Annotated in this window: 21 protein-coding genes, 1 pseudogene and 1 riboswitch; of the genes and pseudogenes, 14 read left to right on the top strand and 8 right to left on the bottom strand. The window is 68.8% G+C overall.

Features of this window, described 5'->3' with window-relative positions; all coding sequences use genetic code 11:
- Positions 1-82 precede the first annotated feature (82 nt).
- From pheS to AOM02_RS04280, 8 genes are all read left to right on the top strand, one after another.
- A complete protein-coding gene (pheS, locus tag AOM02_RS04310) occupies positions 83-1,168 on the top strand; it encodes a phenylalanine--tRNA ligase subunit alpha (RefSeq protein ID WP_062297046.1) in 1,086 nt (361 codons plus the stop codon).
- Complete coding sequence (gene pheT / locus AOM02_RS04305; protein WP_062297044.1) at positions 1,168-3,750, top strand: phenylalanine--tRNA ligase subunit beta; 2,583 nt, start codon at positions 1,168-1,170, stop codon at positions 3,748-3,750. The genes pheS and pheT overlap by 1 nt, the downstream gene beginning before the upstream one ends.
- 89 nt (positions 3,751-3,839) lie before the next feature.
- Positions 3,840-4,496 carry a HEPN domain-containing protein gene (locus tag AOM02_RS14060; protein WP_169746596.1) on the top strand — a complete coding sequence of 219 codons (657 nt, stop codon included), beginning with the start codon at positions 3,840-3,842 and terminating at the stop codon, positions 4,494-4,496.
- Positions 4,496-6,148, top strand: a complete 1,653-nt coding sequence (locus tag AOM02_RS14055; RefSeq protein WP_082104871.1) for an AAA family ATPase — start codon at positions 4,496-4,498, stop codon at positions 6,146-6,148. The genes AOM02_RS14060 and AOM02_RS14055 overlap by 1 nt, the downstream gene beginning before the upstream one ends.
- Positions 6,149-6,618: 470 nt before the next feature.
- Positions 6,619-7,167, top strand: coding sequence for a hypothetical protein (locus tag AOM02_RS04295; RefSeq protein WP_156156080.1), 549 nt, complete (start codon positions 6,619-6,621; stop codon positions 7,165-7,167).
- 370 nt (positions 7,168-7,537) lie between these two features.
- A complete protein-coding gene (locus AOM02_RS04290; RefSeq protein ID WP_156156079.1) occupies positions 7,538-7,948 on the top strand; it encodes a hypothetical protein in 411 nt (136 codons plus the stop codon).
- Between the two features lie 9 nt (positions 7,949-7,957).
- Complete coding sequence (locus tag AOM02_RS04285; protein ID WP_169746595.1) at positions 7,958-8,275, top strand: hypothetical protein; 318 nt, start codon at positions 7,958-7,960, stop codon at positions 8,273-8,275.
- Positions 8,236-8,592, top strand: a complete 357-nt coding sequence (locus AOM02_RS04280; RefSeq protein WP_169746594.1) for a hypothetical protein — start codon at positions 8,236-8,238, stop codon at positions 8,590-8,592. Before AOM02_RS04285 ends, AOM02_RS04280 begins: the two co-directional genes overlap by 40 nt.
- Here the strand turns inward: AOM02_RS04280 and AOM02_RS04275 are convergent.
- On the bottom strand, positions 8,556-9,077 hold the full coding sequence (locus AOM02_RS04275; RefSeq protein ID WP_062297031.1) for a hypothetical protein: 522 nt from the start codon (positions 9,075-9,077) through the stop codon (positions 8,556-8,558). The two genes, AOM02_RS04280 and AOM02_RS04275, sit on opposite strands and share 37 nt — an antisense overlap.
- A gap of 17 nt (positions 9,078-9,094) precedes the next feature.
- Positions 9,095-9,208, bottom strand: a riboswitch (SAM riboswitch).
- 132 nt (positions 9,209-9,340) lie between these two features.
- Here AOM02_RS04275 and AOM02_RS04270 point away from each other — a divergent pair.
- Both AOM02_RS04270 and AOM02_RS14235 read left to right on the top strand, forming a co-directional pair.
- A complete protein-coding gene (locus AOM02_RS04270; RefSeq protein WP_062297029.1) occupies positions 9,341-9,685 on the top strand; it encodes an AIM24 family protein in 345 nt (114 codons plus the stop codon).
- A gap of 123 nt (positions 9,686-9,808) precedes the next feature.
- Positions 9,809-9,958 (top strand): hypothetical protein, encoded by a 150-nt coding sequence (locus AOM02_RS14235; protein WP_156156077.1) that lies wholly within the window; start codon positions 9,809-9,811, stop codon positions 9,956-9,958.
- Positions 9,959-9,987: 29 nt separating this feature from the next.
- Here AOM02_RS14235 and AOM02_RS04265 read toward each other — a convergent pair whose 3' ends face one another.
- Together AOM02_RS04265 and AOM02_RS04260 are read right to left on the bottom strand one after the other, a co-directional pair.
- The gene (locus AOM02_RS04265) at positions 9,988-11,211 is read right to left on the bottom strand and encodes a mechanosensitive ion channel family protein (protein ID WP_062297027.1); all 1,224 of its coding nucleotides are present in this window, start codon (positions 11,209-11,211) and stop codon (positions 9,988-9,990) included.
- A 155-nt stretch (positions 11,212-11,366) separates the two neighbouring features.
- Positions 11,367-11,969, bottom strand: a complete 603-nt coding sequence (locus tag AOM02_RS04260; RefSeq protein ID WP_062297025.1) for a hypothetical protein — start codon at positions 11,967-11,969, stop codon at positions 11,367-11,369.
- 228 nt (positions 11,970-12,197) lie between these two features.
- Between AOM02_RS04260 and AOM02_RS04255 the strand changes: the two genes are divergently transcribed.
- Together AOM02_RS04255 and AOM02_RS04250 are read left to right on the top strand one after the other, a co-directional pair.
- Positions 12,198-13,262: a phospholipase D-like domain-containing protein gene (locus tag AOM02_RS04255; RefSeq protein ID WP_082104870.1), complete on the top strand. Its 1,065-nt coding sequence runs from the start codon at positions 12,198-12,200 to the stop codon at positions 13,260-13,262.
- 550 nt (positions 13,263-13,812) lie between these two features.
- Positions 13,813-14,379 carry an HAD domain-containing protein gene (locus AOM02_RS04250; protein WP_062297021.1) on the top strand — a complete coding sequence of 189 codons (567 nt, stop codon included), beginning with the start codon at positions 13,813-13,815 and terminating at the stop codon, positions 14,377-14,379.
- Positions 14,380-14,456: 77 nt separating this feature from the next.
- Here AOM02_RS04250 and AOM02_RS04245 read toward each other — a convergent pair whose 3' ends face one another.
- Positions 14,457-15,902 (bottom strand): hypothetical protein, encoded by a 1,446-nt coding sequence (locus AOM02_RS04245; RefSeq protein WP_062297020.1) that lies wholly within the window; start codon positions 15,900-15,902, stop codon positions 14,457-14,459.
- 215 nt (positions 15,903-16,117) lie between these two features.
- On the opposite strand from AOM02_RS04245, the gene AOM02_RS04240 reads away from it, so the two are divergent.
- Entirely contained in the window at positions 16,118-17,734 is a 1,617-nt protein-coding gene (locus AOM02_RS04240; protein ID WP_062297018.1) for a sodium-dependent transporter, read from the top strand.
- Positions 17,731-17,874, top strand: coding sequence for a methionine/alanine import family NSS transporter small subunit (locus AOM02_RS14230; protein WP_156156076.1), 144 nt, complete (start codon positions 17,731-17,733; stop codon positions 17,872-17,874). The genes AOM02_RS04240 and AOM02_RS14230 overlap by 4 nt, the downstream gene beginning before the upstream one ends.
- 78 nt (positions 17,875-17,952) lie before the next feature.
- On the opposite strand, the gene AOM02_RS04235 is transcribed toward AOM02_RS14230, so the two are convergent.
- From AOM02_RS04235 to AOM02_RS04225, 4 genes and pseudogenes are all read right to left on the bottom strand, one after another.
- Complete coding sequence (locus tag AOM02_RS04235; protein ID WP_062297016.1) at positions 17,953-18,852, bottom strand: transglutaminase domain-containing protein; 900 nt, start codon at positions 18,850-18,852, stop codon at positions 17,953-17,955.
- Positions 18,853-18,996: 144 nt separating this feature from the next.
- Positions 18,997-19,140: pseudogene (locus AOM02_RS14730) on the bottom strand (DUF2510 domain-containing protein); the annotation flags it as partial.
- A gap of 86 nt (positions 19,141-19,226) precedes the next feature.
- A complete protein-coding gene (locus AOM02_RS04230) occupies positions 19,227-20,276 on the bottom strand; it encodes a hemolysin family protein (protein ID WP_062297014.1) in 1,050 nt (349 codons plus the stop codon).
- Positions 20,273-21,670: a hemolysin family protein gene (locus AOM02_RS04225; RefSeq protein WP_062297012.1), complete on the bottom strand. Its 1,398-nt coding sequence runs from the start codon at positions 21,668-21,670 to the stop codon at positions 20,273-20,275. Before AOM02_RS04225 ends, AOM02_RS04230 begins: the two co-directional genes overlap by 4 nt.
- Positions 21,671-21,962 lie beyond the last annotated feature (292 nt).

Genomic DNA, 21,962 nt, shown 5'->3' with positions numbered 1-21,962 from the left:
CGTCCCGCGCCCCGCCGCCGGACCTGCCCGCGCTCCCGCTAGACTTCCCCCGGTTGTTTTCGAGGCTGTGAAGGGCCCATCCATGACTGATCTTTCCCCGCTCGACGCCGCCGGCGTCGACGCCGCGGTCGAGGCCGCGCTCGCCGCGTTCGCCGCGGCGTCCACCCTGGACGAGCTCAAGGAGGCGCGGCTCGCCCACACCGGCGACAAGGCGCCGCTGACGCTCGCCAACCGCCAGATCGGCGGGCTGTCCCCGGAGGAGAAGGCGCAGGCCGGCAAGGCCATGGGCGCCGCCCGCGCCGCCATGGGCCGCGCGCTCGCCGCGCGGACCGCCGAGCTCGAGGCCGAGCGCGACGCCCGCGTGCTGGTCGAGGAGGCCGTGGACGTCACGCTGCCGACCTCGCGCCAGCAGCCCGGCGCGCGCCACCCCATCGAGACGATGCAGGAGCGCATGTGCGACCTGTTCGTGTCGATGGGCTGGGAGGTCGCCGAGGGTCCCGAGATGGAGGCGGAGTGGTTCAACTTCGACGCCCTCAACTTCGACCCGGACCACCCGGCGCGCGAGATGCAGGACACGTTCTTCATCGACCCGCCGTCGTCCGGCTTGTTGCTGCGCACCCACACCTCGCCGGTGCAGGTGCGCGCCGCGCTCGAGCGTCGTGACTCGCTCGAGGGGGGCCGCGGCATCTACGTCGTGTGCCCGGGCAAGACGTTCCGCACGGACGAGCTCGACGCGACCCACACCCCGGTGTTCCACCAGATCGAGGGTCTCGCGATCGACAAGGGCCTCACGATGGCCCACCTCAAGGGCACGCTCGACCACTTCGCGCGTGCGCTCTTCGGCCCCGACGCGATCACGCGCCTGCGCCCGGCCTTCTTCCCCTTCACCGAGCCCAGCGCCGAGATGGACCTGCGCTGCTTCGTGTGCGGCGGGGACGATGCGGCGTGCCGCACGTGCCGCGGCACCGGCTGGATCGAGTGGGGCGGCTGCGGCATGACGCACCCCAACGTGCTCCGCGCCGCCGGGATCGACCCGGAGAAGTACACGGCCTTCGCGTTCGGCATGGGGATCGAGCGCACCCTGATGTTCCGCCACAACGTCACCGACATGCGCGACATGGTCGAGGGCGATGTGCGCTTCTCTCAGCAGTTCGGGATGGAGATCTGATGCCGAAGATTCCGCTCAGCTGGCTCGCGGAGTCGGTTGCTCTGGTGCCCGATGCGACGCCCGTGGACATCGCCACGTCGCTCGCTCGCGTCGGACTGGAAGAGGAGGGCATCCACGGTTCGGGTGTCGAGGGCCCGCTCGTCGTGGGCCGCGTGATGTCGCTGGTCAAGGAGGAGCAGTCCAACGGCAAGACCATCAACTACTGCCGCGTGGACGTGGGGGAGTTCAACGACCCCGAGGGCCCGGGCCACAAGCCTGACAACAAGGTCGAGTACCCGTCGTCGAAGGGCATCGTCTGCGGTGCGCACAACTTCGTCGAGGGCGACTGGGTGGTCGTCGTGCTGCCCGGCGCGACCCTGCCCGGCCCGTTCCCGATCTCGGGGCGCAAGACGTACGGCCACTGGTCGGACGGCATGATCTGCTCGTCGCGCGAGCTGGGCCTCGGCGACGACCACACCGGCATCATCGTGCTGACCGAGATGGGCTTCTCCGCTTCTGATCTGACGCCCGGCCAGGACGCGATCGCGCTGCTCGGCCTCGACGAGAAGACCATCGAGATCAACGTGACGCCCGACCGCGGCTACTCGTTCTCGATCCGCGGCGTGGCGCGCGAGTACGCCCACGCCACCGGCGCATCGTTCACCGACCCGGCCGGCCTGCCGGTCACGGGTGCGGCGGGCGAGGGCTTCCCGATCCTCATCGAGGACGAGGCGCCCGTGCGGGGCAACGTCGGCTGCGACCGGTTCGTCGCGCGCGTCGTGCGCGGCTTCGACCCCTCGGCCTCGTCGCCGACGTGGATGAAGACGCGCCTCGAGGCGGCCGGCATGCGGTCGATCTCGCTCGCGGTGGACGTCACCAACTACGTCATGCTCGAGCTCGGCCAGCCGCTGCACGCGTACGACCTCGGCACGCTCACCGCGCCCATCGTCGTGCGTCGTGCGCGGCCCGCGGAGAGCATCGTCACGCTGGACGACGCGACCCGGGTCCTCCACGGCGAGGACCTGCTCATCACGGACTCGGAGGGCGGTCACGCGGAGCGCGCGATCGGCATCGCCGGCGTCATGGGCGGCGCGCTGACCGAGGTGTCGTCGTCGACCACCGACGTGCTGCTCGAGGGCGCGCACTTCGACCCGATCACCGTCGCGCGTACCGCGCGTCGTCACAAGCTCGGCTCGGAGGCGTCGCGCCGCTTCGAGCGCGCCGTCGACACCGCGCTGCCGCCGGTCGCGGTGCAGCGTGCCGCGAACCTGCTGGTCGAGTTCGGCGGGGGCGTCATCGAGGAGGTCTACACGGACGTCGACAACGTCCCGGCCGTGGAGCCCATCGAGATGGACACCGACTACCCGTCGCGCATCGTCGGCGTGGCCTACATCGCGGAGCAGGTCATGGACTCGCTCGAGCAGGTGGGCTGCGAGGTCGAGCGCGACGGCGAGGTGCTGATCATCACGCGCCCGACGTGGCGTGCGGACCTCGAGGGGCCGATCAACCTGGTCGAGGAGGTCGCGCGGCTGCAGGGCTACGAGGGCCTGCCCTCGGTGCTGCCTGTCGCGCCTCCCGGTCGCGGCTACACCCACTCGCAGCTGGTCCGGAAGTCGGTCGCTCGCTCGCTCGCCGAGGCCGGCCTCACCCAGGTGCTGACCTACCCGTTCATCTCGGAGGCGCGCCTCGACGAGGTGATGCTGCCCGAGGACGACGTCCGCCGCGACGTCATCCGCCTGGCGAACCCGATCAGCGCCGAGCAGCCGCTGCTGCGCACCGCGATCCTCGAGACGCTCGTGGACGCGGTCAAGGTGAACCTGGGCCGTGGCGCGCAGGACGTGGCTCTCTACGAGACCGGCCGCGCCTACCTGGGCCGCCTGGTGGGTGCCATCCCGGCGACCTACTCGGGCACGTCCATCACCCCGGACGACGTCGAGGCGCTCAACGAGGCCATCCCCGGCCAGGTGCGCCGCGTCGCGGGCGTCATGTCAGGCAACAAGATCGCCGCCGGCTGGGACGGACACGCCACGCCGTGGAAGTGGACCGACGCGCTCGCGATGGTCGAGAAGGTCGAGCGCGCGTGCGGCGTGGTGCTCGAGATCTCGAACGAGGTGGGGGAGCGGCAGTCGACGGCGCCGTTCCACCCGGGCCGCGTGGCGATCTACCGGCTCGAGGGTCAGATCGTCGGCGTCGCCGGCGAGGTGCACCCGAAGGTCTGCGAGAACCTCGGCCTGCCGGCGCGGACCGTGGCGTTCGAGCTGCTGCTCGACCCGCTGATCGATGAGTCCGAGGGCGTGCTGGTGACGGCGTCGCCCGTGTCCGGCCAGGTGCTGGCGAAGGAGGACTTCGCGTTCGTGGTCTCCTCGGATGTGGCTGCGGGCTCGCTGGTCGACGCGGTGATCTCCGCTGGGGATGGGCTGGTCGAGGACGCGCGCGTGTTCGACGTCTACACGGGCGAGCAGATCGGCGAGGGCAAGAAGTCGCTCGCCATCAACGTGCGCATGCGCGACGCGGACCACACGCTCTCTGCTGACGAGGTGCTCGAGGTCCGCAACGCGATCATCGCGGCGGCGGGGGAGAAGTTCGGCGCTGTGCTGCGGTAGGTCCGCACGATTGCACGATGCGGCGGCCGGAGGGGGCTTCCCCGTCGGCCGCCGCTCGCGTTTGTGGCGGGGACTACACCTGGACCCTTGTGGCAAACGAAGTTTATGGCGCGTTGAGCCAAATACCGAGGGTGCGGCGGGTCACCTGGTTAAATGGCCAAGGTCAGTTTCACATCGCACGCCGGGACGTCGTCTGTCCGGGGCAGGGGGAAGCGTTGCCGGTCATTGGTCTTGAAGAGCAAGTGCTGCGATCGTTTGCGACCTATAGTGCAGATCGCGTGGAGCAGCTCAGGCTGCGCCCTAAGGGGACGCCTCATCACGCGCCGACCATGCCGATTGCGCAAATGACCAGCAGGGTGTGTCTAGATCGCCTTGAGTTGTCGGCCGCGCACCTAGTCGTGGCTGATCAACTATTGCGCGACCAACGCTACAGAGTGGCTATCGGCCGCTACTACTACGCTATGTATCACACAGCGAGGTCGGCCGCATTTGCATTCTATCGCGGCGATGACCACGAGAAGCACTCCGTACTACCCCAAAAACTTCCTGGTGAATTACCGGATCGCGAAGCGCTCGTGCAGGATTTGCAATATGCGCGCCTGTTGAGAAACGACGCAGACTATGACCCTTACCCAACAAGCGACCTGGTTTGGGAGCAGGATGCGCGAGCAGTGGCGGCCAGCGCGTCGAGATTCTGTGCCGCAGTCGAAGACTTTGTCCTCGGACAGATTGTGAATGGTGAATAATGCGTGACGGCGTCCGGGAGGCGGTCACAGAGGTGCTATCTCGCGTTGAGATCGTGCCGGTTGAGATTTCCGATCGAGAGTTTCCCGATGAATATTGGGTGCTGGTCCACGTCGCGCCATCGCAGGTGGCCGTGGGACAGTCGTCAGTGGGCCTCATTGAGGTTGCGGTGCGCGAAGCCGGTGTGAATGCGGCCGACCTGGTCGTCGTTGTGCGGCCGGCGCGCACAGTCGAGCAGCCACCCGCAAGCGCAGTCTCACAGGGGCGCCTCTATCGCTCCGAGATTGACCAATTGATCCAGCTACTGGAAGCGCGTTCCAGGACGTCAGATGCCTTGCCGAGCCTTCGGTATGTGGAGGACCCGCGTGCGAGCTTGAGTACGGTCGCTGCATCTCGGCACCAGTTCGTCTTTGGGCGACGGGGTGTCGGCAAGACTGCGTTGTTGCTTGAAGCGAAACGAATCGCCGAGCAGGCTGGCTACGTGGCTGTCTGGTTCAACGCTCAGGTCTTTCGACGCACTACTCCCGAAATGGCATTCCTATCGATAGCGGAGCAGATTTGCGGCGATATTGGGCGATCGCTCGGGAATTCGACAAGTGATGTCTCGAGCGCATTGCGAGCATTGCGAGACCGTGTCTCAAGAATGCGAGCAGATGGGCAGGCCGACTCGAATACGGTAGGGGCCGTCGTGCCAGATATTAACGCAGCGCTGCGTGATGTACTGAAGGCCGATCTGTTGCGTCTATACGTATATATTGACGATTTCTACCTCCTGGACATGTCTACTCAGCCAGCCGTGCTCGACTATCTGCACTCGGCGCTTAGGGACTGTGATGGTTGGATCAAGGTCGCGAGTATCGAGCGGCTCACACGTGCATTCGATTCGGGTACACGAGTCGGTTTGGAAGCCCCTCACGACGCGACGACGATCAATCTTGATGTAACTCTCGAAGACCCGCAGGCTGCACAGCGCTTCCTCGAACGAGTGCTGTCGGACTACACGCTCGCGGCGGGGATCGCGTCGCCCCGCCGAATTGCGAAGCCTGAGGCGTTGGCGCGCCTAGTACTCGCGTCGGGGGGTGTGCCGCGCGACTATCTCAACTTGCTCGCATCGTCGATCGTTGTTGCGCGCAAGGCGCGTGCGCTTGCACGCGAGGTGGGTAGAGAGGATGTCGCGCAGGCTGCTGGGCAGGCCGCTCGGACAAAGCGCAATGATCTTGAGCAAGACGTCGGTGACGATAGCGCGCAGAAACTGCTTGCGAACCTGGACGGTCTTTCAACCATCGTTCAGGGTGAGGGCTTCACATACTTCCGGGTGCGTGTCGATGTCGCATCGGGCGGCGCATATGAACACCTAGAGCGGCTCGTAGATTTGCGCTTCTGTCATCTTGTGTCGACGTCATTGTCGGACCAGCACCGGCCGGGCGTCCGCTATGAGGCATACATGCTCGATCTGAGTGAGTTCGCTGATATTCGACTCAAGCGGGGTCTCAACGTCCTTGATCTGCACGATGGACTTTGGACGTGGCGTCTGACAGGTGAAAAGGGGCGCGTCGAGCCTTTGACGGGCACGAAGTTTCGCGATCGATTGCGGCGCGGGCCGGTCATCGACGCCACGGGGCCGGACCTCGTCCTCGCGCGTTCGACGGCGTAGCTGTAGCCCGCTCGCTGCAAGTTGAGGCCCGTTTCGGTGGCGGGTTCCGTCCGCGATGGTCGCGTCATCTGTGGTTTCAATCGTTCTGCTCGTCCGTCTCGGGCTTCGTTTCACGCAGATAGTCGGTACTTCGAGGTCGCCGCCGTGGCGGCACACCTGTGCAGTGTGTTGTTCACGGCAGCGCGGGGCGAGCGAGTCATGACTCGCGCCGTGGCTCAAGGAGTCTTCGGCCAGTCCCAGCGGGGCTGATGTGAGCTCACCACGACGTTCGACGACCGTGACCGCTTGAACGACGGGCGTTAACGGCTTTGGAGCATTCGCGCTGATCTTGTTCCGCCTCAATGTCACGCGCCAATTTCAGTTGGCCACGGGCAGCTCGCCCGCGGCAATAGCGATGTCATTTCCGTCGTCGAGATGCTGGGTCACAAGGTTGGTCCTGAATTGGTGGGCCCAGGCGCTATTGTCTCCGTGTGACAAACGACAATCGCGAACGCGAAGTAACCGACCTGGCAGTGATGGTTTCGATTGACGCAGGGAGTGGTGCGCCTGTCGAAGCGTCGCTCGCAAGCCTGGCCAGTCTGCATCGCATTGTGGCGCAATCAATGGTTGATGCAGGTGGCGGCGACCTCCAAGTAGAGGGTCCCGTCCTTACCTTCTTGGCGCGGTTGCCGGATGGTGGTATCCCCGTGAAGAGCATCGGGTACGGGAGTCCCCTGCACATTGTCTTCGACGTGTCCGGCGTACTCAACATTCTCGCCCCCGCTCTCGTAGGCAACTTCACGTACGACCTACTCAAGGCATTGGCGCGCAATGTTGCCAGTGTGCTCGCGGGTGAAAAGATCGATGCGATGGGCGCGACCCCCGAGTTGCCAAGGGTGTATGTGACTCACTCGCAAGCTGACGGCACGGAAACCCGCGTTGAGTTCCTCGGTGCTACCGGGACCGTGGAGGTAACTGCGGGCGAACCGCCTCGGGATGGCGCCGCCCGCAGCACGACAATCACGACGAGGATTGGCTAGTTAGCTACGAGACCTCGTCGGCACGGGCTGGTCACAGGGCAGGCACATGCTGGTCACACGACATGAGAGCCTGAGCCCAAGCCAAACGGGGTTGCCGGTCAACTGGTTCGCGTGAAGTGCGCGCTGACCGCCATGAACGGGCTCGGTGCCGCACATGCGATAGCTCGGCGGTGGTCTTGCAGGTGAGGGTCGATCTCGGGGTGCGCGGGCCCGGCGCGGTGCCGCGTTGGCGAAAGCTCTAGGGCGACCTTGCACGCCGACCCTGGACGAGGTCCAGTAGCAAGTCGCGCCCAACCCCTTTGACGCGCTCGCGTCCCGACCGCGCCCCGCGCCTCCATAGACTGAAAGGACGGTCAGGAAGCGTGGATTTGTGACCAGCGCACCAGCACCTCCACACGGCGAGCACTCCCAGAAGCGCCGCGGAAGCCTCGCGCCGGCCCAGCTGCTCGTGGGCGAGGACTACGTCTCCGACGCGACCCGCCGTATCCGTGACGCCAAGCGGCGAGTGCTGCTGACGACGCTCACCATCGCTCACGACCATCGCACGGACGACCGCAGCGAGGCGCTCGTGTGGGCCGCCAGGCGCGGGGTCGAGGTATCGGTCGCTGCGGACGTCTTCACCTACGCCGATGCCGCCGGCACATTCGTCCCCACGGGCTATCGCACCAAGGCGTGGCGCAAGTCGGACACTCTTGCCTCGAAGCTCATCCGAGAAGGCGTCCGCTTCACGTGGCTGTGGCGTGAGAAGGGACTGCCGTGGCGGCGCCGGACGCACACGTAGTTCTGCGTGGTGGATGACGCCGCCTATGCGTTCGGCGGCGTCAACCTCGACCGCAAGGGCGTCGAGAATGCGGACTTCGTGCTTTGCATCGCCGACGCGCGGCTCGCCGACGACCTTGAGACGGTGTATCACCAGATTCAGCACATGAACGCGCACGAGCGCGGCCACGAATCGCTCGAGGACCGCGACGGCAGCGACCGGGTGCTGGTAGACGGGGGCATCCGCGGCGACTCGATCATCTACCGCCACGCACTCTTGCGGGCACGGCAGGCGGACAGGTGCTTCTCGTGTCTCAGTACCGCCCCACGGGGGAGCTCGTCAAGGTGATCAGCGAACGAGACAACGCGCTGTGGTTCAACCCGCCACGTAACGCCAGCCCCGCCAATCGCGTGCTCATCGCCTCCTCGATGAAGTGGACCGGCCATCGCTCGATGTTCACGAGGGATCGCTATCTCCATGCCAAGGCGATGGTCTTCTTCCGCCGGGATGGCGCGCGTGCGACGATCACGGGGTCGCACATATTCGCGGAGGGTGGCGTGCGCCTCGGCACGCGCGAGATCGCGTTGGAGACCCACCGCACGGGGACGATCGACCAGATCCTGGGCTTTCACGCACGAAACGTCCGCGGCGTCGACGAGGACTGAGCGCCCGGAAGGCGGCTCCGAGCCGCGAGCCGCGACCCGGAACTGCGCGCCGACACCCATGCAGGCCGAGGCTCCGCGCCAGGCCATCGGCCGGCGGCCACCTCGCCCTCGAACTCCGCGCGCGTGACCCACGGCCTCTCCCAGACCCGCAGGTCCGCGATCCCGGGGCACTCGCGCCAGCGTTCCGGCGAGACGTACGAAACCTTCCGGTCCAGGATCTCCGCGAGCCCATGCGAGTAGGCACGGATGTGCGTGCGGTGCCGCGCGATGGCCTGGTGTGCGATCTCGCGCCACTCGTCGTGCATGCACCAGGTCTCGACCTGGTCGGGGGTGTCCAGCGGCGCCGCGTAGATGCCGCGTTCGTGGGCGCCGACGATCCGCATGTCGCGCGCCGGTCCGTCTCGCAACGCGCGCTTGATCTGGATGAGGTGGACGAGGTGTCCGCTCGCCGAGTACAGGCAGCGCGGACGCGTGGCATCAGCCATGGCTCTCTCCTTCAGAGAATCCGTTCTTCCGCACGCCGGGCGGCGTGCGGCGGATCTTCCTCCAGGGGCACCGTGTCGGGACGCGGTTGCCAGCTGGCCGGCTGGAGGGCTTGTGGCCAGGCTTCGTGATCCAGCACCGACCCTACCAACGCCCGCCGACACTCGCCGCACCCGGCCGGACCAGGCGACACGCGCATCGTCCCTCGCTACGGTCGCACCGCGCCCGTACTGCGGGCTGTAACCGACGAGGCAAGGAGCACGGAATGGACGTCACCATCTTCGCGGGACCCGCGTTCGGGATGGGCGCGGTGACGATGCCTCCTGGCGGCTCCGTGCGGGTCGAGGTCGGCGTGATGGCGATGACGCGCGGCGACATCCAGATCGAGACCTCCACCCGCGGAGGGTTCATGAAGGGTCTCAAGCGCTCGCCCGGCGGCCAGACCTTCTTCGTCCACGACGTCCACTCCGGCATTGGCGGCCAGGTGGGCGTCGCGTCTACCCTCGCGGGCGACATGGCGACGGTGAAGCTCGACGGCAGCGCCGGGCTCATGGTGCAGTCCGGGTCGTGGAGCGCATCGGACCCGACCATCGACATCGACTCGAAGTGAGGCGGCGGCAAGTGTTTTTTCAGCGGCGAGGGGCTCATCCTGCTGCCGCGCTCCGGCGCGGGCGACCTGCTGCTCTCCCCCTAGGGGGCGATCCTCGCCGCCGAGCTCCAGCCCGGCGAGTCCATGACGCTCGACACCGGCCTCGTGGTCGCGGTCGACGCAGAGGCGTCGACGCAGGCGGATACGAGTGCCGACGCGCTGCGCGCGCGACGGGCAGAGGTGGACGCCGCGCGTGCACAGGTACGGACCTGGATCGGCGCGGTGCGGCGATAGCTCGACGGTGCAGCCGCATCACCGCCGCGTCACGACCGCACGGGCGCGTCCTCCGGCTCCTCGACCGCCGCATCGTCCCCCTGCGCCTCCCCGGAGACCCGCGGGATGGCGTGCGTGAAGTGGCTGGCGCGCTCCTCGGCCTCGGCGGAGCCGGTGAAGAAGCCAGAGTCGCCTGCCTGCTCGGCGCGCGTGGTCACGCCGCCACGCTTGCGCGGCGCGGGCGCCGCCTGCTCGGAGATGAGCACGCGCTGGGCGGGCGCCGCGTCGGGCATCACGGACTGGATCCACAGCACCATGGCCTCGCGCACGAAGCACCGCAGGTCGTACAACGTGGGCGCGTCCTTCGCGGTGACGAGGATGCGCACGCGCACGTAGCCGGCGGTCGCCTCGGTGACCTGGAGGACGTTGGCGCGGCCGTCGTACAGCGGCGTCTCGGTGAGCACCTGCTCGAGGTGTTCGCGCATCCGCTGCGGGGAGACCCGCCAGTCGAGGTCGAACTCGACCGAGCCGAGCAGCTCGGAGCCCTGCCGCGTCCAGTTCTCGTACGGCGTGGTGGTGAAGTAGGTGCAGGGCAGGACGAGGCGGCGGTCGTCCCACAGGTCGAGCACCACGTAGCTGAGCGTGATCTCGCCGACGCGACCCCACTCGCCCTGGGCGACGATGACGTCGTCGACGCGCAGCGCGTCGCTGAAGACCAGCTGGATGCCGGCGAACATGTTGCCGAGCACCGACTGTGCCGCGAGGCCCGCGACGATCGACGCGATGCCCGCCGAGGCCAGCACCGACGCTCCGACCGCGCGCACCGAGTCGAAGCTGAACAGCTCCGCGCCCACTGCGATCACGACGATGAGCGCGATGGCCAACCGCTTGACGATGAGCGTCTGCGTCCGCAGGCGGCGTGCGAGCCGGTTGTCGGGCATGTCGATGTTGTTGTACGCGAGCGCGAGGTCGGCGACGAACCTCACCAGCGCGATGAGCAGCCACGCGAGCATCGCGATCGAGGTGACCGTGAAGACGCGCCCGACGAGCGGCAGCCAATCCGTGCCGCGCAGCGCCGCATGCACGCCGACCCACAGGCCGAGCACGATCACGAGCGCCCAGAACGGGTTGCGCGCCTTGGTCTGGAGGTCGCGCGCCCACGGGTAGCGGCGGGCCACGAGCCGCATGATCACCTCGACGGCGAGCGCGAAGAGCAGCGCTCCTCCCACGCCGATCGCGATCGCGATCCCGAATCCGAACCAGTCCTCGAGCATCTCTCCTCCTGGGGTCGAAGCGGAGATTCGACCGTACGGGAGGCGTGTTTCATCGACGTGAACCCCGGGTGAGGGATCGCTGGCAGCGCGTGCGCTGGGACGATGCGTGGGCACGGCTCACCCCGCCGGGGCGCCTCGCGCACGGCGTGCGCCGATCACTCCCAGGGCTGACCGGTGACGTCCGTCGGCGTGCCCGTGCCCCGCAGCGCTTCGTGGAAGTACGGCTGGTCGTACGGGTAGGTCCGGTAGATCTCCGTGATGAGGCCCTCGTCGTCGTACGTCGTGACGGCGACGGTGACGATCGCGAACGGATCCCCGAACATGTTCTCGCCGTGCCAGACCCAGAGGGCACCGCTGGTCGAGCCATCGGGATCGACCCAGCTCTGCATCGGCGTGATCTGCGAGACGGTGCCCGTGAACAGGTCGTACTTGAGGCCCTCGGCCAGGTGCTGCGGGCCGATGTAGATGTCGTCGAGTATCGCGGTGTCGGTGGCGAGGGCAGCGATGGCCTCGACCATGGCATCGGGGTCGTCGTAGGAGGCCTCGTCGGCGAGGATCGCCTCGAATGCCTGCTGGTTGGCGACCACGGTGTCGTATCGCTCGGCCGTCGCATCGGCCTGTGCCTGGAGCGCGTCGCGCTCCTGGGTGACCGCGGCGACCTGCTGCTCGAGCTCATCGTCGCCGCCGCTGCATCCCGTCATCACCGCGAGCCCTGCCGCGCCCGCCACGGCGCATGCCAGAGTCTTGCGCGCGAACATGACGCACCTCCGTTCCCTGCCCATCCGGAGGTGTCCGGGTCCACGGGCGAACGGGTCTCTCCTTGCGTCGTCGTTGCCCTTTCAGGCTATGCCCGGGCGTGGTCGGGCGCAGGGCGATGCATCGACGCAACCGCGCTCCGCCGGTTCCTGCGAATCGGCTCTCATGGGGCGCGTCCGCGTAGCCGCCGTGCACCGTGCCTCCGTAGACTGAAGGGACAGTAGGAAAGCGTGGATCTGTTGTCCAGTGCACCGGCACCCGCACACGGCGAGCACTCTCAAGACCGCCGCGCGAGCCTTGCGTCGCCCCAGCTGCTCCCGGCCGAGGAGTATGTTGCCGACGCGACCCGGCGCATCCACGACGCTAAGCGACGCGTGCTGCTGACGACGTTGACCATCGCGCACGACCACCGCACGGACGACCTCATCGATGCGCTCGTGTGGGCCGCGAGGCGAGGGGTCGAGGTCTCTGTCGCGGCGGATGTCTTCACCTACGCGGATGCCGCCGGCACGTTCCTCCCGACCGGCTATCGCACCAAGCTGTGGCGCCGTTCCGACACGCTTGCCTCGAAGCTCATCCACGCAGGCGTGCGCTTCACCTGGCTCGGAAGGGAGAAGGGGCTGCCGTGGCGGGGCCGGACGCACACGAAGTTCTGCGTGGTGGACGACGTCGCATACGCGTTCGGCGGGGTGAACCTGGACCGCAAGGGCATCGAGAACACCGACTTCATGCTCCGCATCGCCGACGTGCGCCTCGCCGACGACCTGGAGATGGTCTACCACCAGATCCAGCACATGAACCTGCACGAGCGCGGGCACGAGTCGCTCGAGCTGCCATACGGCACCGACCGGGTGCTGGTGGACGGCGGTATCCCCGGCGACTCGATCATCTACCGTCGGGCGCTCGAGCTGGCGCGGCAGGCGGAGCGCGTGCTCCTCGTCTCGCAGTACTGCCCCACTGGGGAGCTCGGCAAGGTCATCAGCGAGCGTGAGAACGAGCTGTGGTTCAACCCGCCGCGCAACGCCAGCCCTGTGAATCGTGTGCTCATCACCTCGTCGATGCTGTGGACCGGGCATCGCTCGATGTACACGAGCAGGCACTACCTGCATGCGAAGGCGATCGTGTTCTTCGGCGAGGATGGCGCGCGTACCGCGATCACCGGGTCGCACAACTTCGTGGAGGGCGGCGTGCGTCTGGGGACTCGCGAGATCGCGATGGAGACCCGGCGCACCGAGACGATCGACCAGCTGCTGGACTTCCACGCGCTCTACGTCCGAGGCGACGGCGAGGCCTGAGCGCTTCTACCGGTTCAAGTCGGTCCGCCAAGGGAGCCACTCGCGAATACATCCCCTGCGCGCGGAGCAGTAGGACTGCGGGTGTTTGCATGCCCCGGGTGCGCCAACGAGCTACGGCGTCTTGCGTACTGCGCGATAGACGGAGTAGCCGCACAGCGCGAGAGTTGCCCCCACCACGAACGCCATGCCCACAATGTCGACAAGCGCTAGGCCACAATGCGGGGGCTCGCCGCTCGGCGTTGTTCTTGCGAGGCATGTGTAAGCCGAGAGTCGGGTGAAAGCAGTGAACCCGCCGACAAGCGAGCCGATCGCGGCAGCAGTCCATCCCCAGCGCATGATGACCCCAGTCTGTTCGAGCGTTTCGGAGCCCAGTGCAACGAGACACTAGCGATCTTGTCGGACCGTAGCAGGCACCATGAAGTCCTGGGCGCGTCTCTGAGGACGGAAACCCTCATCACGCGTGGATGTACTTCCATCTCCAAGGGCGCCCCACTGTGCCCCCACGCCGCCAGCGTTCGACACCGAGAGCCGCAGCGCACAGCATCGAAGGATGAGGCACCGTCGCCACCAGGCCGAGCACGCCACCGTCGCCGTCCTGCTCGACGTCGACGGCGCTGTCAGCCCGTTCGCGTCGACCGCGTCCGACCGCGCCCAGTGGCCTGCCGACTCGTGGCGCTCATTCGTCCTCGACGGGATCTACGTGATCGAGTGGTCGGCGGCCCTCGTCGACCGGCTCCGCGCCATCGCCGAGACCCCCGGCGTCGCGATGCGCTGGTGCACCACGTGGGGTCGCCGCGCGCCGGCCGTCCTGGGACCCGCGATCGGGCTGGGCGCCGACTGGCCCGCGCTGGACGATGCGGGCGGCGCGTTCGCAGTCTCGCCCGGCTGGTGGAAGGCCCAGCGGGCGCGCGAGGCGCTCGAGGACTTCGCGGCGGTCGTCTGGATCGATGACTTCATCGACGGCTGGCAGGAAGCCCGCGACGAGTTCGACGAGCCCGGACCGCGCTGGTGGGAGACGGACCGGCTGCTGATGATCAGCCCGGACTCGGCACGCGGCCTGGAGCCCCGTCACCTCGACACGGTGGATCTCTTGATCGCAAATGCCGTCGCCACGTAGCAGCACGCCACAACCGTGCCGCTGGTTGTCGTTTCAGGGAGGCGAAGCCCGCTAACGATGCACCTGCTTGTCGCTCGCTAGATCTGCGGCTCGTCCTCGAACTCGTCGAAGCCCGCATCCGTGCGAGCCGGAGCAACCGCGACCTCCTCGACCACCGCATCGTCCCCCTCGCCCGTCACGGCGGGTCCGGGCCCTCGGAACACCAGGTAGATCGCGGCAGCGATCGCGAGCACCAGAGTGCCGATCACCACGTCCCACACGGTGAACGGACGCATCGTCGACACGAGCACCGCGAGCACCAGCCCGAGCCACAGCCACAGCAGCCAGCCCATGCGGTGCAGCACCACGCCCACGCCCTCCGGTCGCCAGCCGCGCGCGTCGAGCGCCGACGACCCCCGCGCCAGCCACGACGACCCCGAGCGCCGCACGCCGGAGCCCAGCGACGAGCCGCCGGAGAAGATTCCCGCGAGGATCAGCAGCACCCCGAGCACCGCGTAAGCGAGCATCACGGCCGAGATCTCGCCGGTGAGCTGCCCGTAGATGGCATCGGTCGCGTCGGTGGGCACCTGCGTCGCGATCATCGCCGCGGCGACCGAGCCGCCGATCGCGATCGAGCCCGCGAGCACCGCGCCGGTGATGAGCAGCAACGTGCCCGCCACGATGATGGCGCGCGGCCTGCGCGGGTGGATCACGATGCCGATGATCAGCAGCACCAGCGCGACCCACGGCAGCACGTTCCCCACGGTCGTCAGCACCGAGTAGCCGAGCCGCGCCTTGGCGATCGCCGGCACCTCGGCGACCGTGATGCTCGCGTTCACCTCGGGGATCGAGTCCGCGAGCGTGAACCCGGCATCCACGAGCGCCGGCTTGAGCTGCGCGATGATCGGCGCGAGCTGGATCGACACGACGCCGGTGTCGTCGATCGACACCGCGCCCTCCGCGTCGGCCTCGAGCACCGCGACAAGCTGCTTATGGGTGAGGCGCAGCGCCTCCTCCCACACCGTGGCGAAGGCGTCGGACTGCACCACGGTCGTGAGCGCGCTGCGGATCGCGACGCGCGCCTGGTCCGCGAGCAGCGGCCCGAGCAGCTCCGACGCGTTCGCAAGCCGCGGCGTCGAGTTCTCGTCGATGACGGACGACAGCAGCTCGTTCACCAGCGCGTCGGTGTCGAGCGCCTGGTCGATCGCCGCGCTCGCCTCGTCGACGATCAGGGCCTGCACCGCCGGGTCCTCGGCGAGCGGCGCGAGTGTCCGCACGAACGCGTCGGTGTCGCTGGTCTCGCGCGCCGCGAAGCCCACGACGGTCGCGACCGGGGCGAGCAGCGTCGCCACGACGATGAGCAGGATGCCCAGGAACGCGCGTCCCCGGTGCCGCGGCGCCGGAGCGGCGACCGCCACAGCGGCGGCGGGCACGGCCTCCGACCGCAGCGCGGCGTTCTCCTCGAGCGCGCCCCGCAGCCGCGCGTTCTCCGCCTCGAGCTCGAGCAGCCTTGCCTCGATCTGCGCCTTCGTCGGTCCGGCCATGACCCCTCCTCACGATGCGTGCTGCGCGCGACCGAACCCCCTGGTCACACGCCTCCCACCTCCGAGCGTAGGGCCCGCCCGGGGCCGAGCGCACGCGTTCCGCGGCACGATGCGCCGGGCGCCTTCCGCGCGCCCGCCGGGCCCGCGCATCGTCCACCCTCACCAGGCACGATGCGCGGCTCCGGTCTAGCGTGAGCGATGGAGAGGAGGACGCGATGACCGAGCACGCCGAGCAGCCCGCAGCAGCACCTCACACCCACGAGAAGCGCGAGCACTGGAGCGGTCAGACCGCCTTCATCCTCGCGGCGATCGGCTCGGCCGTCGGGCTGGGCAACATCTGGCGCTTCCCGGGCGAGGCCTACGACAACGGCGGCGGGGCGTTCATGATCCCGTACCTGGTCGCGCTGCTCACCGCCGGCATCCCGATCCTCTTCCTCGAGCACGCGATCGGCCACCGCTTCCGCGGCTCCGCGCCGCTCGCGATGAAGCGCGTCCACCGCCACGCCGAGGGGGTCGGCTGGCTGCACGTCGCCATCTGCTTCGTCATCGGGCTCTACTACACGGCGATCATCGCGTGGGCGCTCAGCTACTTCTTCTTCAGCTTCGACCTGTCCTACGCCGACGACCCGGCCGGCTTCTTCACCGCCGACTACCTCCAGCTGGGCGAGGCCGGCACCGTGAGCCTGTCCTTCGTGCCGCACGTCATCATCCCGCTGGTCGCGGTGTGGCTCATCACGATCGTGATCCTGGCGCTCGGACTCCACAGGGGCGTCGAGCGGCTCAACCTCATCGGCATCCCGGTGCTGGTCGCGACGTTCCTCGTGATCGTGGTGCGGGCGCTCATGCTCGACGGTGCGAGCGACGGGGTCGAAGCGCTGTTCACGCCCGACTTCGCGGCCCTGGGCGACCCGCAGGTGTGGATCGCCGCGTACGGCCAGATCTTCTTCTCGCTGTCCCTGGCCTACGGGATCATGATCACGTACGCCTCGTACCGTCGCCGGCGCTCCAACATCACCGCGCCGGGACTGGTGGTCGCGTTCGGCAACAGCTCGTTCGAGCTGCTCGCCGGGATCGGCGTCTTCGCCGCGCTGGGCTTCCTCGCGAGCCAGCAGGGAGTCGCGGTGGGCGACCTCGAGGGCCTTGCGGGCCCGTTCCTGTCCTTCGTGACGTTCCCCGCGGTGATCGCGGAGATGCCCGGAGGGCAGTTCTTCGGCGCGCTGTTCTTCGCGTCCCTGGTGCTCGCGGGGCTCACTTCGCTGGTGTCGGTGCTGCAGGTGGTGTCGTCGGCGCTCCAGGACAAGCTCAACCTCAAGCCGCGCACCGCCGCGGTCGCCGTCGGCGGGGTCAGCGCGGTGCTCTCGATCGTCGGCTTCGGCACCACCACCGGCCTGTACCTGCTCGACACGGTCGACCAGTGGTCCAACCAGCTCGGCATAGTCGCGGGCGCGATCACCATGATCGCCGCGGCGGTGTGGTTCGGCAGGCGCGGCCATGAGCTCGAACGGCACCTCGCCGCCGTCTCCACGCTCAGACCCGGCAAGGCGTGGCTGTGGCTGGTGAGCGCGGTGGCGCTGCTGCTCATCTACATGTTCGTCGACAAGGCGGTCACCCTCCTCGTTGACGGCTACGAGGGCTATCCGACCTGGTACCTCGTCGTCTTCGGATGGGGCACGGTGGCGTTCCTCGCGCTCGCGGCCTTCCTCATGCCGGTGATGCGATGGCGCAAGGACATCGTGCACTTCCACCCGTGGCCCACCCGTGAGCAGCTCAAGCTCCCCGCCGAGGTGGGGGAGCGCCATACCGAGGACTACGACCCGAGGAGCGGACCATGAGCGGCTCGGCCATCGTCCTGCTCGCGGTGTCGATCGTCCTCGTCTGGGGCGGCCTCGCCGGCTCGATCATCGTGCTCGCGCGCAGGCCGGAGAACGACCACATGCCCGAGGGCGGCGAGGACACGCGCGTCCCGGACTAGATCCCGCCCGCGCCAGGCTGCGGGGAAACCAGCGACGGTTTCAGGAGGTTTGTGACTCCTACGGGGAACTCAGCGACGCTACGACGAGTAGTCGCCCAGGTGCGCGTCCACGACCCAGTCGCTGTCGGTGATGCGGGTGATGAGCCGCGGGTCGCCGTCGGCGAGCATGAGGTATTCGTGGCTGGTGCGCGGGTTCGTCGACGGGTCGTCCCACGTGACGTCCACGAGCAGCCACTCGCCGTCGACCAGCACCTTGTTCCACGCGTGGTCGCCGCCGGTCGTCCCCGCGAGGTCCGACCCGGTCACCTGCACCGCGTCGAGCCCCGCCGCCTCCGCCATCGCGAGGAACGCCTGCGCGTAGCCGTTGCACACCGCCGTACCCTCGACGAGCAGGCCGTACGCCTCCTGCGATCGGGCGACCACGGCGGAGTCCTCGCCGCGGTTGATCGCGTCGTAGGCCTCGTAGTCGTACTCGCCCAGCGACACGAGGTAGTCGTGGATCCGCCTGACCTTCTCCCCGTCGGACGATGCGCCGGTGGCCCCGGAGGCGTTCAGCCCGAGCTGGACGGCGGTCGCCGTGAGCGACCGGCGCCGATCCGCGTCGTCGGCCGCGTACGTGTAGACGGGACGTAGCTCGGCTCCGGTGGCCGTGTCCCAGAACGCCCAGCCCTTGATGAACGCGTAGGGGTTCTGGGTCACCGCCTCGAGCAGCGCGTCCTCGATCGCAGGACCGCCGAGCTCGCGGTCCCAGTAGGTGACGTCGATCGTCTCCTGCTGCGCGATCATCGCGCTCTCGAGGTAGCGGACGAGCTCGGTGGACCCGTAGACGGGGTAGTCGACCGTGGGCGCCACGGGCTCGGTGGTGGGCGAGAGCGCAAGCGCGGCGGTCCGCCCCACGTTGGCCCACTCCGGGAGGAGGCCGGCGTCCGCCGCGCGCCCGGCCCAGAGCACCCCGAGCAGCGCGACCAGCACGACCATCAAGACGGGCGTGTGCCACCGGCGCCTGCGCGTGGTCCGAAGCCCGCGCGCCGGCTCTGCGGCCGGCGTCCAAGCCCGAGCAGGAGTGGTGTACGCGCTTGGAGAGACGCCGTGCTCGATGCGGGTGTAGCGGTTGCGGACTCGGCCCGTCCACCGCGTTCCGTCCCAGTAGCGTTCCAGATCCGGGTCGCTGGGGTCCGGAAGCCAACCGGATGCCGGCAGACCCAACGCACGACGCTCTTCCGGGCGCAGCGGTTCAGGCTGCCACTCGGTGGGATTGAATGACATGCGGCCCCCAGCCCGGAGCGCCCTCATCGCTCCTGGCGGGAACCTACCAGCGCCGACGGCGGGGGAGAAGGGCGTGCGTCACACGCTCACCCCTCGACCGCCTGCGCCGCGTCGACCACCTCGCCCACGAGCCGCTCGATCACGTCCTCGAGCATCGCCGCGCCGAGCACCTCGTCGGTCTCCGGATCGCGCACGAGCGCGAGGTGGGTGCCGCCGGCCTGCATCGCCGCGAGTGCCTCCTCGAGCGACGCCTCGGGCGAGATCACCGTGAGCGGCCGGATCGCATCGTCCGGCACCGCCTTGGTGGCGCCGCCGCGCGGCACGGACGCGAAGTCCTTGAGGTGCAGGTAGCCGGCGTACGAGCCGTCGGCGTCGACCACCGGGAAGCGCGAGAAGCCCGTGCGCACGCACTCCTTCTGCGCGCGCTGCGGCGTGACGTCGAGCGGCAGCGTGACGAGCGAGTCCAGCGGAGTCATGACGTCGCGAACCGTCTCGAAGCTGAGCGTGAGCGAGCCGGACAGCACCTGGTGCTCGTGCTCGTCGAGCAGCCCCTCGGAGCGGGACTCCGCAAGGTAGCCCTCGACCTCCTCGGCGCTGAAGGTCGACGTGACCTCGTCCTGCGGCTCCACCTTGAGCAGGCGGAGCACCAGGTTCGCGGACTGGTTGAGCAGCCAGATGAGCGGCTTGAGCACCCACACGATCGCGTACAGCGGGGGACCGAGCACGATGGCGGCGCGCTCGGGCCCCGCGATCGCGATGTTCTTGGGGACCATCTCGCCGAGCACCATGTGGAGTGCGACGACGATCACGAGCGCGATCGCGAACGCGATGCCGTGCACCCAGGCGCCGGTCACGCCGATCGCCTCGAGCGGCCCCTCGAGCAGGTGCGCGACCGCGGGCTCCGCGACGGCACCGAGGCCCAGCGAGCAGGCGGTGATGCCCAGCTGCGCGCCCGCCATCATGAGTGAGACGTGCTCCATCGCGCGCAGCGTGATGCGTGCGGGACGCGAGCCCTCGGCCGCGCGCGGCTCGATCTGGGTGCGGCGGGCGGAGATGAGCGCGAACTCGGCGCCCACGAAGAACGCGTTGCCGAGCAGCAGCGCGACGGCGATGAGAAGCGCGGTGTAGTCGTTCATCGGCCGGCCTCCTCGTGCGCGTCGTCGGTCGTGTCCGCATCGGGCTCGGGCGGCGCGACCACCTCGACCACCACGCGGTCCACGCGGTGGCCGTCGAGGCGGGTGACGCGCATGCTGGCGGTCACGGGCGTCGGGAGGCCGTCCTCGTCGCGCGCGGACTCGTCCCGCGCCTCGAGCTCGACCACGTCGCCCACCCGCGGGAAGCGCTCGAGCCGCTCGGTGAGCAGGCCTCCGAGCGTGTCGGACTCGCGCGCCTCGGGCAGCTCGAGGCCCATGACCTCGCCCGCCTCGTCGGGGCGCAGCAGCCCGGACAGCGACCAGCGGCCGTCGCGCAGGCGGCGGTGCCGACTGACGGGGCGGTCCTGCTCGTCCTCGATCTCGCCGACGATCTCCTCGACGAGGTCCTCGAGCGTGACGATGCCGTCGGTGCCGCCGTACTCGTCGACCACGACGGCGACCTGGGAGCCCTCGCGCAGCGCCGCGAGCACCGCGCTCAGCGGCATCGTCGACGGCACGGAGGCCACGGGCAGCGCGATCTCCGCCACGGTCATGGACTTCCGCGACCGGGACGGCACCGCGAGCGCGCGCTTGAAGTGCGCGACGCCGACGATCTCGTCGACGTTCTCGCCCATGACGGGGAAGCGGGCGTGGCCCGTGCGCGAGGCGAGCGCGAGCACGTCGGCGACCGACGCATCGGCCTCCACGAAGTGGACCCGCGTGCGCGGCGTCATCGCGTCGGAGGCGGTGCGCTCGCGCATCTCTGCGGCGCGCGCGAGGCGGCGCGCGACCCGCGGCTCGAGCGTGCCCTGCTCGCCCGAGCGCTCGGCGAGCGACTGCAACTCGCGCGCGGAACGCGCCGACGCGAGCTCCTCGCGCGGCTCGATCCCGAACATCCGGACGATGCGGTTGGCGCCCCCGTTGAGGACGCGGATGAGCGGCCCGGCGAACCAGGTGAAGCCGCGCTGCATGCCGGCGACCGCGCGGCCGATCCTCAGCGGCTCCGCGATCGCCCAGTTCTTGGGTACGAGCTCGCCGAAGACCATCTGGGTGCCGGTCGCGATGATGAACGCGAGCGTGAGCGCGACGCCGAGCGCGGAGCCCTCGGGCAGGCCGGCCGCCTCGAGGGGCACGCGCAGCAGCGTCGCGATCGACGGTTCGGCGATGAACCCGACCATGAGCGAGGTGACCGTGATGCCCAGCTGAGCGCCGGAAAGCTCGGTCGACAGGTTCCTGAGCCCCGCCTGGAGCGAGCGCGCGCGACGGTCGCCCGCCTCGGCAGCGCGGTCGACCGTCGGGCGGTCCACGGTGACGAAGGCGAACTCGGCCGCGACGAACAGCGCGTTCGCGGCGATGAGGACGATCGCGAGGAGAAGGAGCAGCCAGGCCTCGGTCATCGGCGGGCTCCCTCGCGCGAGGGGTGGACGGGGGCGGGCGCCGGTCGCGGGTCGGGGACCTCGCGCCGGCGCTCGGGACTATGGCCGTCGGACATGGCGTCGAGTGTAATTCACGGCGCCGACCGCCCGAGGTGGGCGCGCATCGTCCCTGGTGGGCCAGCGAAATCGCGGGAGCGGTCCAAGGTCCCGTTTCCGGTCCTGCATAATGATGCATAGTGATGCATGAAGCGCCGCTGGAGGTCACCTTCGAGGCGGCGCCCGCGGGAGTCCCCACCCCGGACCCGCGGTGCCA

It is taken from the genome of Demequina maris (assembly GCF_000971155.1).
Taxonomy (GTDB): domain Bacteria; phylum Actinomycetota; class Actinomycetes; order Actinomycetales; family Demequinaceae; genus Demequina; species Demequina maris.
Note: the sequence above shows the minus strand (reverse complement) of the source record. Positions and strands in the feature narration are given on the sequence as shown.

Coding starts and splice junctions, on each gene's coding strand:
- AOM02_RS04250 (WP_062297021.1), top strand. CDS start 13,813: ATGAGGCACCGTCGCCACCAGGCCGAGCACGCCACCGTCGCCGTCCTG.
- AOM02_RS14055 (WP_082104871.1), top strand. CDS start 4,496: ATGCGTGACGGCGTCCGGGAGGCGGTCACAGAGGTGCTATCTCGCGTT.
- pheS (WP_062297046.1), top strand. CDS start 83: ATGACTGATCTTTCCCCGCTCGACGCCGCCGGCGTCGACGCCGCGGTC.
- AOM02_RS04275 (WP_062297031.1), bottom strand. CDS start 9,077: ATGGCTGATGCCACGCGTCCGCGCTGCCTGTACTCGGCGAGCGGACAC.
- AOM02_RS04240 (WP_062297018.1), top strand. CDS start 16,118: ATGACCGAGCACGCCGAGCAGCCCGCAGCAGCACCTCACACCCACGAG.
- AOM02_RS04270 (WP_062297029.1), top strand. CDS start 9,341: ATGGACGTCACCATCTTCGCGGGACCCGCGTTCGGGATGGGCGCGGTG.
- AOM02_RS04235 (WP_062297016.1), bottom strand. CDS start 18,852: ATGGTCGTGCTGGTCGCGCTGCTCGGGGTGCTCTGGGCCGGGCGCGCG.
- AOM02_RS14230 (WP_156156076.1), top strand. CDS start 17,731: ATGAGCGGCTCGGCCATCGTCCTGCTCGCGGTGTCGATCGTCCTCGTC.
- AOM02_RS04230 (WP_062297014.1), bottom strand. CDS start 20,276: ATGAACGACTACACCGCGCTTCTCATCGCCGTCGCGCTGCTGCTCGGC.
- AOM02_RS04265 (WP_062297027.1), bottom strand. CDS start 11,211: ATGCTCGAGGACTGGTTCGGATTCGGGATCGCGATCGCGATCGGCGTG.
- AOM02_RS04245 (WP_062297020.1), bottom strand. CDS start 15,902: ATGGCCGGACCGACGAAGGCGCAGATCGAGGCAAGGCTGCTCGAGCTC.
- AOM02_RS14235 (WP_156156077.1), top strand. CDS start 9,809: ATGACGCTCGACACCGGCCTCGTGGTCGCGGTCGACGCAGAGGCGTCG.
- AOM02_RS04260 (WP_062297025.1), bottom strand. CDS start 11,969: ATGTTCGCGCGCAAGACTCTGGCATGCGCCGTGGCGGGCGCGGCAGGG.
- pheT (WP_062297044.1), top strand. CDS start 1,168: ATGCCGAAGATTCCGCTCAGCTGGCTCGCGGAGTCGGTTGCTCTGGTG.
- AOM02_RS04225 (WP_062297012.1), bottom strand. CDS start 21,670: ATGACCGAGGCCTGGCTGCTCCTTCTCCTCGCGATCGTCCTCATCGCC.